12 protein-coding genes are annotated in these 13,598 nt (G+C 53.0%); 7 read left to right on the forward strand and 5 right to left on the reverse strand.

Going from position 1 to position 13,598, the window contains the following annotated elements:
* The first annotated feature begins 134 nt into the window (after nt 1-134).
* Nucleotides 135-2,438: a cell division protein ZapA gene (gene zapA / locus KZ483_RS08325; protein ID WP_220352190.1), complete on the forward strand. Its 2,304-nt coding sequence runs from the start codon at nt 135-137 to the stop codon at nt 2,436-2,438.
* Nucleotides 2,439-2,603: 165 nt separating this feature from the next.
* Here the strand turns inward: zapA and KZ483_RS08330 are convergent, their stop codons facing one another.
* The 3 genes from KZ483_RS08330 to KZ483_RS08340 form a co-directional block, all read right to left on the reverse strand.
* Complete coding sequence (locus tag KZ483_RS08330; protein WP_220352191.1) at nt 2,604-3,281, reverse strand: SDR family NAD(P)-dependent oxidoreductase; 678 nt, start codon at nt 3,279-3,281, stop codon at nt 2,604-2,606.
* A 258-nt stretch (nt 3,282-3,539) separates the two neighbouring features.
* Nucleotides 3,540-3,926: a cupredoxin domain-containing protein gene (locus tag KZ483_RS08335; protein ID WP_220352192.1), complete on the reverse strand. Its 387-nt coding sequence runs from the start codon at nt 3,924-3,926 to the stop codon at nt 3,540-3,542.
* A 206-nt stretch (nt 3,927-4,132) separates the two neighbouring features.
* The gene (locus KZ483_RS08340) at nt 4,133-4,495 is read right to left on the reverse strand and encodes a phage holin family protein (RefSeq protein ID WP_220352193.1); all 363 of its coding nucleotides are present in this window, start codon (nt 4,493-4,495) and stop codon (nt 4,133-4,135) included.
* Between the two features lie 281 nt (nt 4,496-4,776).
* Between KZ483_RS08340 and KZ483_RS08345 the strand changes: the two genes are divergently transcribed.
* From KZ483_RS08345 to cysK, 5 genes are all read left to right on the forward strand, one after another.
* On the forward strand, nt 4,777-7,146 hold the full coding sequence (locus KZ483_RS08345) for an endonuclease MutS2 (RefSeq protein WP_220352194.1): 2,370 nt from the start codon (nt 4,777-4,779) through the stop codon (nt 7,144-7,146).
* 21 nt (nt 7,147-7,167) lie between these two features.
* The gene (locus tag KZ483_RS08350) at nt 7,168-7,587 is read left to right on the forward strand and encodes a DUF350 domain-containing protein (protein ID WP_220352195.1); all 420 of its coding nucleotides are present in this window, start codon (nt 7,168-7,170) and stop codon (nt 7,585-7,587) included.
* A gap of 144 nt (nt 7,588-7,731) precedes the next feature.
* Nucleotides 7,732-8,280 carry a hypothetical protein gene (locus KZ483_RS08355; RefSeq protein WP_220352196.1) on the forward strand — a complete coding sequence of 183 codons (549 nt, stop codon included), beginning with the start codon at nt 7,732-7,734 and terminating at the stop codon, nt 8,278-8,280.
* A gap of 112 nt (nt 8,281-8,392) precedes the next feature.
* On the forward strand, nt 8,393-9,697 hold the full coding sequence (locus tag KZ483_RS08360; protein ID WP_220352197.1) for an MFS transporter: 1,305 nt from the start codon (nt 8,393-8,395) through the stop codon (nt 9,695-9,697).
* Between the two features lie 32 nt (nt 9,698-9,729).
* Nucleotides 9,730-10,635 (forward strand): cysteine synthase A, encoded by a 906-nt coding sequence (gene cysK, locus KZ483_RS08365; protein ID WP_397376163.1) that lies wholly within the window; start codon nt 9,730-9,732, stop codon nt 10,633-10,635.
* A 3-nt stretch (nt 10,636-10,638) separates the two neighbouring features.
* On the opposite strand, the gene KZ483_RS08370 is transcribed toward cysK, so the two are convergent.
* The gene (locus tag KZ483_RS08370) at nt 10,639-11,712 is read right to left on the reverse strand and encodes a CotH kinase family protein (RefSeq protein ID WP_220352199.1); all 1,074 of its coding nucleotides are present in this window, start codon (nt 11,710-11,712) and stop codon (nt 10,639-10,641) included.
* Between the two features lie 97 nt (nt 11,713-11,809).
* Nucleotides 11,810-12,250 (reverse strand): hypothetical protein, encoded by a 441-nt coding sequence (locus tag KZ483_RS08375; protein WP_220352200.1) that lies wholly within the window; start codon nt 12,248-12,250, stop codon nt 11,810-11,812.
* Between the two features lie 400 nt (nt 12,251-12,650).
* On the opposite strand from KZ483_RS08375, the gene KZ483_RS08380 reads away from it, so the two are divergent.
* Nucleotides 12,651-13,505 carry a hypothetical protein gene (locus KZ483_RS08380; RefSeq protein ID WP_220352201.1) on the forward strand — a complete coding sequence of 285 codons (855 nt, stop codon included), beginning with the start codon at nt 12,651-12,653 and terminating at the stop codon, nt 13,503-13,505.
* Nucleotides 13,506-13,598: the final 93 nt, after the last annotated feature.

A 13,598-nucleotide genomic window follows, 5' to 3' on the forward strand; every position in this document is an offset into this window, starting at 1 on the left:
CCGAAGCCGCATCGAATTAGTTCTCTTACGAACCGATATCGATGCGGCTTCGTTTGTTTTGTAGCCGAAATTTTAACATTCTTATGCTTTCGAAGCCCGGTTTCTTCGAAAACTTTATAGGAGGATATGCCCTCATGGATGCATCTAAACGTACAAGTGTAACAGTTGATATATATGGCAATCAGTTTAAGTTGGCGGGTCACAATAACCCGGAATATATCAGACGGATCGCCGCTTTGGTGGATGAGAATATGAACAAGCTGGCAAAAGGCTACCCAAGGCTGGATTTGCCGAAAATAGCGGTGCTTGTCGCCGTCCATATGGCGGAGGACGTGTTCCGGCTGAGCCGTGAGAACGAGCGGATGAACGAAACGGAGGAGCGCCGAAGGGCGGCTGAAGCGGAGCTCGAACAAACGAAGCTGGCCATGGCTTCGCTCCGAGAGGAGGCTGCCGCGCAGCTTGCCGACGCGCAGGCTGAGATAGAGCTTGAACGGGAAATCGCGCGTGAGGAATTGGAACGGGTAAGCGCCGGGCTGCAGGGGCGGTTGGAGCAGGCTCAGGAAAGCGGGCGCTTGGAGCAGGAACGACTCCAAGCCATGCACGATGCTAAACTGGCGCAAACATTTAACGAAATGAGCCAGGAGCTGGAATCGGAGCGTGAAGCCGCCCGTATCGAGCTGGAGCGCGTGCGTGAGTCGCTGGGCGCTGAGCTTGAGTCGGAGCGTGAAGCCGCCCGGATTGAGCTGGAGCGCATGCGTGAATCGCTGAACGCCGAGCTTGAGTCGGAGCGTAAAGCGGCCGGTATCGAACTGGAGCGCGTGCGTGAGTCGCTGGGTGCGGAGCTTCAGTCGGAGCGGGCAGCTGCCGGAATTGAACTGGAGCGTACTCGTGAATCACTGAGCGCGGAGCTTGAGAGCGTGCGTGAAGCCGCCCGAATTGAGATTGCGAGTTTGCGTGAGTCGCTGGGCGAGGAGATCGAGCTCGAGCGGGAGCTGCATGCGGAGGCTGCCAAGGCGGCGGCTGAAGAGCTGCAGCGCGTCCGTGACGAGCTGCAGCGGCAGCTCGCGGAAGTGCGGGAGTCCGCGCGCTTGGAGCTGGAGAGCGAGAGGGAGTCCGCGCGCTTGGAGCTTGTCCGCGTAAGCGCCGAGCATGACGCGGAGCTTGAGCGGGTGCGCGAGGCCGAGGCAGCGGCGGCGGTGGCGGCTGAAGCCGCGCATGAGCGAACCCGGGCAGAACTGCAAGCGCAGCTGAATCAAGCACGTACAGCCGCCGAGGCGGAGCTCGAGCGGGTGAGGCATGCGGCTCGCGAGCGGCTCGAGCGTCTCCGCGCAGACCTCGAGCGCGGAGCTGCGCAGGCTGCCCTGGAAGCGGAAGCGCAGCTTGCGCAGGCGCGCGAAGCGGCCGCGGCGGAGCTGGAACGCGTGCGGGCGGCTGCGGCCGCCGTGCTTCACGAGGAGCGCGAAACTGCCCAGGCGATGCTCGAGCAGGCATTGCGCGAAGGCGATGAAGAGGCTGCGGCAATAACGGCGCGGCTTACGGCTGAGCGTGATTCGCTAATACAGCTGCACCGGGAGGAGCTGGAACGCCGCACGGCGGCGTGGCAGCAGGATAGTGAACGTCTGGAGTCCCAGCTGAACCAGTCGCGCCGCGACTGTGAAGAGGCTCAGGAGGAGCTTGACAGCCTGCGGCAGGAAATTGAGCGGATCGCCATGGAAGCAGCCGAGCAGGAAGAGCTGCTGCGTACAACCGTCAGCAGTCTGGAGAGCGAGATGCGCGATCGTGAGAAGACTGCCCAAGAGCTGCAGCGTCGATTTACAGAACTGCAGAACAAGGAAAGCCGCCGCGTGCAGACCATCCAGCAGCAGGAACAACAGATTATACAGCTGCGCGATCAGTTAACCGACGCTCAGCGGACAAGCGATCAAGCCGTTAAGCAGCATAGTCTGCTGGCCGAGCAGAGAGACCGTCATAAAGCTGAGCTGGAAGAGCTCAAGGGACGCGAGCGCGAGCTCGAGGAGAAGCTACAAGCTGCCGAAGAACGAGCAGCCGACCTGATGAACGAGGCGAGGCGGCAAATGGCGGAGGCAGAGCGGTTAGCCGATGAAACGGCCCTCGAAGCGAAACAGCGTGAGCGCTCCGCTGCTGCTGAAGTAGAGCTTGCCAGGCAGCAGGCCGCGGCTCATGCCGAAGCGGAAGCCGGACTATTCGAGCAGCTGCTGCAGAGCGAGCAGGAGACCGGCAATGCGAGAATTCGGGCGCAGGAGCTGAGCAGCCGGCTTGCGGAGCTTGAAGCGTCGCTGGCCGAAGCGAGCCGCTCGGAGAATAATCTGCGGGCAGCGCACGAACGGCTGCAGAACGAGCATGGAAAGCTTCAGATTGAATATTCCAAGCTGCAAACGGAATACAACGAGTGGATCGAATTAATCGAAAAAAGCTGACGATATTCGATATTAAAAAAAGCGCGTGCTCCGAACGATACCGTTCGGAGCCGCGCATTCTGCCGGCAATGCAGCAAGCTTGGGATATTATCTTATTAATCCAGATGTTTCTACGCGAAGAACCTTGCAGCGCGCAAAGTAAAGCACTCGAAGGTTCTTTCTCGTTCAGACGGAAACCATCGTTCCTGTAACGCCGCCTGGCGGCAAAGAAGCAAGTCTGATCAGTTCCGGCGTCACGGTGGCCGGGTCCTGTCCCGTAGCATGCATCTCGGTTCGCAGTGTTCCCGGATTAAACAGATTGACAAGAATGCCGTGTTCGTTTTCTTCGTCGGCCGTTGTTCGGGTGAGCGATTCCAGTCCGGCTTTGGCAGCGCTGTAAGCGGCGTAGCCGCCGGCGCCGTTGGAAGCCAGGCTGGACGTTATATTGATAATACGTCCGTAATGCGAGTTTCGCATAATGGGCAGCACCGCTTTGGTCAGCAGAAAAGGTCCGGTCAAATTGACGGCGATTTGCTGAGTCCATTCCTCGCTGCTCAGTTCGAACACCAATCCCGGTTCAAAGATCGCCGCATTATTGATCAGTATATCGATCTTGCCAAAAGCGGCTGCTGCCGTTTGAACGGCTTTGCTCACTTGTGCTTCCACGGAGATATCCGCCGGTATAACCAGAGCTTTACCTGTCCCGTGCTGTCCGATAAGCGCAGCTGTTTCTTCCAGCTTCCCGACCCGCCGTCCCAGAAGTGCGACGTTCGCCCCTTCACGCGCAAATGCGAGAGCAGCGGCTCTGCCCAGCCCGGTCCCAGCACCGCTGATAACCGCTGTCCGTCCGTCCAGAATGCCCATATACTCTTCCTCCATCCGTTTTAACTGTTGTAAACATCTTAGCAAACAATTGCTGTGACGGGGAAGAGGCCGGGCCATAAGACTTTCTGATGCAATCGATAAGGTTCGCAGGCAAACTCGGAGCTAAGCGGAACAAAACATGTCATTATGAAATTTGCTTATCAAGTGGATAAATAACTTCGATAAAATTAGGTGACAGATCAAAAAATAACCCGAGCAGAGTTAGCTGCTTCGGGTTATTTGCTTGAGTTGATGCGGCTATTCCACTTTTATCGTTGCAATCATTTTGGAATGGCCTGTTCCGCACATTACATCACAATGAAATTGGTAAGTGCCGGCGTCTTTAAACGTAACGACCTGCGATTTTCCCCCACCGATGCTAATGCCGAGATCTGGAATTTCAATACCGTGAATGCCGTCTGTTTGAACGGTAATATTGGTTGCTTCACCTTTTTTAATCGTATATTCACTCTTGTCGAACTGCCAGTTCGTCGCTTTGATAACGAGTTCCTGCGAAGCGGCTGCGCCAGTCTCCTGAACGTCTCCGCCATTATCGGATGTGCTGGCCGTATTGTTCGAACCGCAGGCGGCCATAATCAAGACTAGGGCTGCGACCATCGACAACAGCAACAATTTTTTCAACATATCTCTGACTCCCTCCATCTTTCGATGTATTTAGCACTACCTGTTCAGTATATCGTGAATCCGCTTATATTTCAGCGCCAAACTATGACCGGTTGATGAACAAATCATGAACTCTTTGCAGTATATGTATATAACATGCAAAAACCGGGCTCAACGGATTGTTCCGTATCTGCCCGGCTTCACGCTGCCCTGTAGGTTGCTTCCGGTTACCGACGTTCCTTCGCCCGTCCTGCTTTATAGGGTGAGCCGATAGGAATGAACAAGTCGATAATACCGATTGCCAGAGCTGCCAGAATGGCTCCAAGCCAAGTGACATATACGTCGCCGACTATAAATTGAGCAAGCCAGATGACAACGGCGCTTGCCAGAAAGCCGACTATGCCTCTGCCGAAAGGCGTTACCCGTTTGCCGAATATGCCCTCGATAATCCAGCCGAACGCGGCGATGACAAGAGCTAGAAATAAGGCGCTCCAGAATCCGCCGACACTAAATTGGGGTACGATATAACCTACGATCATCAAAACGATCGCAGAAACGATGAATCGAACAACATGACCCAAAAAACGCATAATCGAACCTCCTTGAAAGTTTTTCGTGTGCGAAAACTTGCTTCGAAAGCATACGCTCAGTTTTCGCTGCTTTCGAGGCGGAATCGAAAGCATATTAAGGCTCCGAGTGAAGCAAAACTTGCGTTATCCTGCCGCTTTGAATCATCCGCCGGTTCTCGCATAATTCTCGGGATGCAACAATTATTGTCCCCTGATCGGCTTTCAGTCATGCATGGGAGCTTCCGTCATGGCATACGTTGTTTGCTTCGGCTATAATAAGGATGAGGGGAGTTGTGCTCAGTTTGAACGATAAAATCCTACACACACTTGAATTTTCTAAGATTGTATATAAATTGGCTCAGCATGCCGCGACTTCGCTCGGAAAAGCTGCAGCGGAAGCGATCACTCCGAGCTCTGACCTCGAGTCGGTCAAGCTTATGCTTCAGGCAACCGATGAAGCCTACAAGGCCGATCGGTTGAAAGGCAGCGTACCGTTCGGGGGCGTCGCAGACATTCGTCCATCGCTGCTTCGCTCGCGTATCGGCGGAACGCTTAACCCTGCAGAGCTGCTCGAAATCGCCGAAACGGTTCGCGGCTCCAGAAGGGTTAAGCGCCATGTGCTCCAGCTTCACGATGATGACCCGATCCCGATGCTGGCGGACCTGTGTGAACAGCTTACCGAGCATAAGACGCTGGAGGATGCGATCCTCGCCTGCATCGACGACCAAGCTGAGGTTATGGACAGCGCGAGTGCGGAGCTGGCTGCGATCAGGCGGGAGCTCCGGAACGGTGAGTCGCGAGTCCGGGAGAAGCTGGAACAAATGGTTCGTTCCTCATCCGTGCAAAAAATGCTTCAGGATGCTATTGTTACCATCCGTAACGACCGCTATGTTATTCCGGTGAAACAAGAGTACCGTTCCCATTTCGGAGGTATCGTCCATGATCAGTCAGGCTCCGGCGCAACGCTGTTTATCGAGCCTGAGGCCATCGTGGCCATGAACAACAAGCTGCGCGAGCTGAGGCTATCCGAGATGCGTGAGATCGAGAAAATTTTACAAAAGCTCACGGCACAAACCGCCGATTATGCTGAAGATTTGCTCCTTGATCTTGATACTCTGGGCGCCTTGGATTTCGCATTCGCGAAAGGAAGGCTCGCGCACCAGATGGGCGCATCGCTGCCGCGGATGAACGACCGGGGCTATTTAAAGCTGCGCCGGGCCCGCCATCCGTTAATTGCCCGGGAGCATGTTGTCCCAATCGATGTGGAGTTGGGCAATTCTTACTCGGCTATTATCGTCACCGGACCTAATACGGGCGGTAAAACGGTGTCGCTCAAAACCATCGGTCTGCTGAGCTTGATGGCCATGTCGGGCATGTTCGTCCCGGCTGAAGACGGCACCCAGCTGTGCGTTTTCGACGCTATTCATGCCGATATCGGCGATGAGCAAAGCATTGAGCAAAACCTTAGTACGTTTTCCAGCCATCTGACGAACATAATCCGGATTTTAAAAACGATGACGCCGAAGAGCCTCGTACTGCTCGATGAGCTTGGAGCGGGCACCGACCCGGCTGAAGGCTCCGCGCTTGCTATCGCTATTCTTGAGTATATGCATAAACTGGGCTGCCGAATCATTGCGACGACTCATTACAGCGAGCTTAAGGCCTATGCATATAACCGCAAAGGCATTATCAATGCAAGCATGGAGTTCGACGTCCAGACGCTCAGCCCGACTTACAGGCTTCTCGTTGGAGTTCCAGGCCGGAGCAATGCTTTTGCAATTGCCGAGCGGCTCGGACTGCAGCGCGATATAATCGAGCACGCGAGAGGCGAAGTAAGCGAGGAGGATCTGCGGGTCGAGAACATGATTGCATCGCTTGAGGAAAACCGCATTGGCGCGGAAGCCGAGCGGCAATCGGCGGAAGCGCTGCGTAAAGAGCTTGAGGCCGAGCGAAACCGTTATGAGGCGGAACGCCGGAAATTCGACGAGCAGCGCGACAAGCTTATGGCCAAAGCGCAGGAAGATGCGCACGAAGCGGTTGCCAAAGCGAAGCGGGAGGCGGAGCAAATCATCGCCGATTTGCGAAAGCTGGCGCTTGAGGAAGGCGCGTCCGTCAAGGAGCATAAGCTGATCGACGCGCGTCGAAAACTCGATGAAGCGGCCCCGGAACTGAAGAAACCGGCGAAGGCCAATAAACCGAAAGCGGGGACAAAGCCGCAGCGTATCGAAGCGGGCGATGAAGTCATGGTTTATAGTCTGGGTCAGCGCGGACATGTAGTCGAAATCGGGGGTAACGATGCGCTGGTTCAGCTTGGAATTCTGAAAATGAAGGTGGCGCTCGGCGATCTGGAGCTTGTAAAGAGGGCCGAAACTGCCAAGACACAGCAGCCGAAGCAGGCTGCCAGTCTGAAACGGACTCGCGACGAGAACGTCAAGATGGAGCTCGACCTACGGGGCGCAAACGTGGAAGAAGCGATCGTCGAGGTGGACCGTTTTCTGGATGAATCGTTCCTCGCCGGACTTGGACAGATATACATTATACATGGTAAAGGCACAGGAGTTCTGCGAACCGGTATCAGTGATTTTCTGCGCCGGCATAAGCATGTGAAGAGCTATAGGCTCGGGAATTATGGAGAAGGCGGCGCCGGCGTCACCGTAGCGGAACTGAAATAACCGGAGAGCGGGGAATATGAGATGGAGTACGAAGTGGATAAACTGCTTAGCAATTCTTTTGTGGCATCGCTCGCTTATGTCTCGGTTGCGGTTCTCGCTTTAGTCGTTTTTCTGTTTTTATTCGAGTTTGTTACGAAGTATAAATGCTGGCAGGAGATTAAAAACGGCAATTTATCGGTTGCGATGGCTACAGGCGGTAAGATCTTCGGAATATGCAACATCTTTCGTTTTTCGATTCAGGCGAGCGAAACGGTTTACCAAAGCATGACATGGGCTCTTTTCGGTTTTTTGCTGCTGCTCACGGCTTATTTCGTATTTGAGTTTTTAACGCCGGTATTCCGGATCGACGAGGAGATCCAGAAGGACAATCGGGCGGTAGGGTTTATCGCGATGGTCATATCCATCTCACTTTCTTATGTGATAGGAGCCACGGTCGCGTGAGGAGAATTATTCAGTGTCGGAGAGGGCAAGAACAATGAAATATTTATGGGGAACGTTATTTGCGCTGGCAGCGCTCTTTATCGTGCTTGGCGTTATGTATTTGCTGAAATAAGCTCACTGCAACCGAAGAGGAGGGGAAAGCGGATGGAAGAAGAACATGTCCTGTGTCCGTGGTGTCAAACGGAAATCGTGTGGGATGAGGAAATCGGGCCCGAGAAGCACTGCCCGCATTGCGAGAACGAGCTGTCAGGTTATCGGACTGTACAATTTGGCATTCATTCCGAAGAGGAGTCCGATGAAGAGGAACAGCAAGGCGATGATAGCGATTGGGAAACCGAAGGTGATGACGAAGAACGTGTCCGTGTTTCTCCGGATATCGCCGAATTGCGCCAGTACGGACTGGAACGGCTTGCTTTGGAATCTACGATGGAACGGATTCTCGACGATCAGCTGGAAGCACCCGAATGTCCGTCCTGCCGGGAATTCATGCTCGAGTCGGGCACGATGACCGTGACGGAAGGGCAATTTAAACCAAGAACGCCGGCGCCGCTAAGCGCTCCGCTGCTTGCGCCGCCTTTTCAAATCGTCCTGTACGTATGTCCCTCCTGCTTTCATACGGAAAACAGGCTCGCCGCGCAGGATCAGGAACGGTTTGTACAGCTGCTGGCTTCCGCGGCAGAGGAACAAGGTTAGAGTATCGCCTTGTAGAAATATTTGGAAATTTAATCACTCCAGCATGCATCTGCCGCTTTGAGGGAACCTTACGTCAAGGATAATCAAAGCGGACAGGCAGGAGGGATTTAGTTTGGAGCATGGCAATCACACGGTTCACTCTCGCTGGTTCGCTTCAACTGCGCAGGGGAAGCTTGGAACCGGATCCTTGGAAAGAGAAGGACAGAGTGCGGTAAACCGGACATTGGATCGCCAGGCGGTGCTTCTGCTCGCCGTTCAGGGGCTCTTTGGCATTGCAAATGCCCTTTCGGGTACCTTTTTACCGATTTACTTGTGGAAAGCGAGCTTATCCATGTCGCTCATAGGCTGGTTCAACCTCAGTCAATACAGCGTCAGCGGCCTTACCTTCTGGATCGCCGGGAAATGGGTTAAAGAGCATAACAAGATGAACAGCCTCCGGCTCGGCGTTGCGCTGTCGGGGGTCTTTTATTTCACCGTCCTGCTGCTTGGCAAAGGGGCCGTTAAGTTCGCGGTACCGCTTGGCATGATGAACGGACTGGCCATGGGATTCTTCTGGCTTGCGTTCAATGTCGTTTATTTTGAAATAACGGAACCGGGAAACCGCGACCGGTTTAACGGGTGGGCGGGGCTTCTTGGTTCTGCAGCGGGTATCGTAGCTCCATGGGTATCGGGTATGCTCATTACCGGGTACAAAGGCGAACGCGGCTACAGCATTATTTTCACTGTGTCGGGCATTATCTTTGCGATTGCCGCCATCCTCAGCTTTTGGCTTAAGAAGCGTAAAACAGTCGGACATTATGAATGGCTCTACGGAATAAGGCAGCTTCGCAACAGGGATAATCCTTGGCGGCGCGTTGTACCTGCCATCATCTCTCAAGGCATTCGCGAAGGCGTATTCATGTTTCTCGTCGGATTGCTTGTATATATGGCGACCAGGAACGAACAGAAGCTCGGGAATTACTCGCTTATGACCTCGTTCGTCGCGCTCATCAGCTTCTGGCTCATAGGAAAAGTGCTGACACCCGCCAGAAGGAAGATCGCAATGCTGATCGGAGCAATCGCGATAACGGCGGTTATCGTTCCGTTGTTCTGGCCCTTGCGTTACGGCACACTGCTAATGTTTGGTATCGGGACGGCCCTGTTCATGCCGCTCTACATTATACCGATGACTTCGGCGGTGTTCGATATGATCGGACGCAATGAGGAGAGCGCCAAGCATCGCGAGGAGTTTATCGTGCTTCGCGAGGCTTCGCTTACCATCGGACGAAGTATCGGAATTGCAGCGTATTTGCTTGTGCTTCCGTTCATGGATTCTTCCCCGCAGGCGGTATCCTGGCTGATGCTTGCAGTGGGCGCTTTTCCGATTGTTTGTTGGCTGCTGATGCGGGTATATGTAATAGGCAGGGGAGTAAGGTAATTGACTTGGGGGGAACTTAGGTGGCACGCGTTGTGAATAGTATTACGGATTTGATAGGTGACACTCCGGCGGTAAGTCTGAGCCGAATGCTGCAGCCGGGCGCTGCTGAAGTGATTGTGAAGCTTGAGAGGTTCAATCCGAGCGGAAGTGTTAAAGACCGTGCCGCTTCTGCCCTTATAGCGGATGCGGAGCAGCGGGGCGTTATCCGCCCGGGTGATACGATCATTGAACCGACCAGCGGAAACACCGGAATCGGTCTCGCAATGAACGCGGCGGCAAAAGGCTACAAGCTTATACTTGTCATGCCGGATAATATGACGAAGGAACGAATAGGCCTTCTTAAGGCATATGGCGCGGAGGTATTTCTCACTCCTTCTTCAGAACGAATGCCCGGTGCGATCCGCAAGGCTCAGGAGCTGCAAGCGCAGCTGCCCGGCAGCTATATCCCCAATCAATTCGAAAATAGGGCGAATCCCGACATTCACCGCAGGACTACGGCGCAAGAAATACTGCAGCAGACAGGCGGACGGCTTGACGCATTTGTTGCGACCTCCGGAACCGGGGGCACCATAACTGGAACCGGAGAAACATTAAAAGCGGCATTGCCAGGACTGCATGTCGCCGTAGTAGAGCCTCTCGGCTCCCCTGTCCTCTCCGGCGGTGAGCCGGGGCCTCACAAGCTCGTTGGTACTAGTCCCGGCTTTGTGCCGGCCATACTTAATACCGCGGTATATAATGAAATCATCCAGGTTGCCGACGATGACGCGATTGGAACCATGCGCCGGCTCGCCCGGGAGGAGGGACTTCTTGTCGGTCCTTCTTCTGGTGCCGCTGTCTGGGCGGCCATGCAGATTGCGCAGCGTATCGGGGAGGGCGGACGAGTACTCTGTATCGCGCCGGACAGCGGGGAAAGATATTTGAGCATGGATATTTTTTGACGCTCAATTCGTCCATTTCTTAAGCTCGCCAATGATAATGGCCCTTCGTTCATTAATGTAATTCCGGAAAACCTCGGGCTCCTTCAAGAAAGTGTCATAAGGCCATTTTCGCGTAAAGTCGTTCCGGATTGCTTTGGATAGGGGGCCGTACAGCTCTTCTATAATCGGTGCAATAGCTTCGACGGTGAATTGGCGTCTGAGCACCTTACGAAGAAATCGGCGGTAATACAGCCGGCAGCTTCTATAGGCAAACAGGCGTCCGGTCAGCTTGTTGTCGCCCTTAACGGGAACAAGATCGCTCCGGCATAGCTTCCCATAAGGACTCCTTCCCCATGTTCCTTCATAATCCCATGGAATAATCCGGTATTTGCCGCTGGGCAGATGCTCATATAACGCGTAGTTCTGGTCGAAGCCGTCATAATTGTTAGTGAGTACCGCTCCGGCCAGCCACTCTAAATACTGATTGATATCAAGCCGTTTTGTAATATACGCCCGCAATGACCGGCCGACCGGCCGATTGATCCGGTCAACGAAACGGGTAAGCCTTTTCTTGGTCAATTCTGAGCCTTTCATCATCTGATAACCGGAAAACAGCGAGCTTTTCTCCTTTTTCGTATCCGGATCTATAAGGCTGAAGTTGGCATTGTCGTTCGTTGCATAAATCAAAGAGCGGGTACGAATTCCGCGTTTTCTGAAAAATTCGGTATCAACGGCTTCGATTTCCAAATAAACGCCATGCTGCTCTCCGTTCCACTCCAGCTGCATATGCCGCGTTTCAGGCGCAGGGACGCCGATTAAGTTAAAGAAACGAAAAGAAAGAGCGTTGCGGATCATGGAGGGATCGTCGAATTCGGCATTCCAATGAAGTGTACGGTTATCTCCAAACTGAACCTCATACGACTTCTTCATATAATTGCGGGTATGACCGCCTCGTATCCTCAGCTTCGCCTCCATCGATTTACCGTCCATAACGAGCCAAACAGGTACAAACTGGTTGCTCCATACGTCTTTATGCAGCTCCATCAGGTCGGCCGAAGCAATCTTGATCGAGCGGGTAGGCAGTCCTTGTTCGGACATTCGGCTATCCCTCCAGGCAAAAAGTAAAGCCTATCGGGTTACGATAGGCTTATGCTAATTTACTTTATGCCGGCAGCGCCCAACGTGTCACTCAGCTTCAGCTGGGAGCGTCGCACTTGTCGACATTATGGCCTTCGGAACCGCAAGCTCCCCTCGTGCCTTGAGTACCCTTCGTTCCTCTGGTGCCTTGCGTTCCTTGTGTCCCCCTCGAGCCCTTGGAGCCTCTGGAGCCCTTGGAGCCTTTCGAACCTTTCGAACCTCTGGTACCTCGTGTACCCTCGGTGCCTCCGGAGCCCTTCGTCCCCTTGGTACCTCGTGTACCCTCGGTGCCTCTGGAGCCCTTTGTTCCTTTGGTACCTCGTGTACCCTCGGCGCCTCTTGACCCTTTGGAACCTTTCGAGCCTTCGGCGCCCTCAGTGCCTTTGGAGCCTTTCGATTTTTTCGATCTCTTCGAGCTTTTCGAGTTTTTCGAGCTCTTAGCGCCTTTCTTTCTACTGGATTCCCCGTTCCTGCTGATCCAGGCTAGCACCTCTTCCATATAATGAACTCCTCCTTGTTGGTGATAATACAGGCTATGAAACTACTCTACCGATCGCGCTAGGTTAGAGTGCAATAATATAGAAAATAGATATCAATCTAGTACCGTATAGCTACGGGATACATATAGATATATTACAAATTGTCTCCCATGATAGATTTCACCGAGACAAGTAATGGAGGGATGAATGCCGAAGCGATAATGAGGAACCGAGGAGATGCGGTCGTGGTATCGTTCATGCACTGGGTCGTCCCCAGTAACGAAGTCTATTATTTTAGTTAATGGAGGGATTTCTTCTATGTATTTTCCGTATTCAAACTACAAGCCGTTTAATAGTTCGTTTGCCAAACCTTACAACAGCCTTTATACCAGCTACACATTCAATCAAGGAGGCATGCCAATGAAAGAAGCGGCATCGGCGCCGGTTCAAAGTAAGAAAAGCGCCAGCTCTAAAGGCACAAGCGGAACAAAAGGTACAAGCGGAACAAAGGGTACAAAGGGTACAAGGGGTACAAAGGGCACAAGCGGGACGAGAGGAACAAAGGGTACGGCAGGAACAAGAGACCACAGCTACTTGAGCAACATGATCGGAATGGGCGTGCAAATTAACCGCGGAGGTCCTGATACTCTTCAAGGCACGGTTCTCGGGATCGAAAACGGATTCCTGGCGCTGATGTCATCCAATAACAACAACAATAACAACAACAATAACAACAACAATAACAACAACAATAACAACAATAACTCGAATGATTCTTCATCAGAAGGCGATGTCGTTTACGTCAACCTGAGACATGTCAAAAGTGTGACGGAAACATCGTACAAAAAGAGTACCGGCGTTAAAGCCGACTACTTGAAAGCCAGCAGCTTTACAGGCGTTCTGAACAAGCTGAAAAAATCTTTCGTACAAATTAACGGAGGCGGGCCTGAGAAAGTCGAAGGATTTGTCGTGGAAGCATCCGGCGATTCGCTTCTGCTCCTCGTGACAGGGAAAAACAACAACAATAACAACAATAACAACAATAACAACAATAACAACAATAACATGAGCCAAAATCTTGTTCGGATACCGCTCTACCATGTCAAATCGGTGAAAAAAGTGGATCAATACGCTAAAAACAATAAAAACAACAACAATAACAACAACAACAATAACAACAACAATTCCGGCAATGCGAATACGTCCAGCTTGAAGAAACGCGCCGTCAACAAACCCGCAAAAAGAATCTCCCGCCGTAACGGAAAAAAAGGCTGAACGGCTGCCGGAATCCGGTCATCGCGGATGGATATTCGAAACGGATCGCTAAGTCCGGGGTTCCCGAGCAAAGCATCTGCGTCCGTCCGGATT

It is taken from the genome of Paenibacillus sp. sptzw28, from assembly GCF_019550795.1.
GTDB lineage: Bacteria > Bacillota > Bacilli > Paenibacillales > Paenibacillaceae > Paenibacillus_Z.

Bases quoted from the DNA above. Each gene is read 5' to 3' on its own strand.
- KZ483_RS08355 (WP_220352196.1), top strand. From the start codon at position 7,732: ATGGAAGAAGAACATGTCCTGTGTCCGTGGTGTCAAACGGAAATCGTG.
- KZ483_RS08375 (WP_220352200.1), bottom strand. From the start codon at position 12,250: ATGGAAGAGGTGCTAGCCTGGATCAGCAGGAACGGGGAATCCAGTAGA.
- KZ483_RS08350 (WP_220352195.1), top strand. From the start codon at position 7,168: ATGGAGTACGAAGTGGATAAACTGCTTAGCAATTCTTTTGTGGCATCG.
- KZ483_RS08370 (WP_220352199.1), bottom strand. From the start codon at position 11,712: ATGTCCGAACAAGGACTGCCTACCCGCTCGATCAAGATTGCTTCGGCC.
- KZ483_RS08380 (WP_220352201.1), top strand. From the start codon at position 12,651: ATGAAAGAAGCGGCATCGGCGCCGGTTCAAAGTAAGAAAAGCGCCAGC.
- KZ483_RS08335 (WP_220352192.1), bottom strand. From the start codon at position 3,926: ATGTTGAAAAAATTGTTGCTGTTGTCGATGGTCGCAGCCCTAGTCTTG.
- KZ483_RS08330 (WP_220352191.1), bottom strand. From the start codon at position 3,281: ATGGGCATTCTGGACGGACGGACAGCGGTTATCAGCGGTGCTGGGACC.
- KZ483_RS08340 (WP_220352193.1), bottom strand. From the start codon at position 4,495: ATGCGTTTTTTGGGTCATGTTGTTCGATTCATCGTTTCTGCGATCGTT.
- zapA (WP_220352190.1), top strand. From the start codon at position 135: ATGGATGCATCTAAACGTACAAGTGTAACAGTTGATATATATGGCAAT.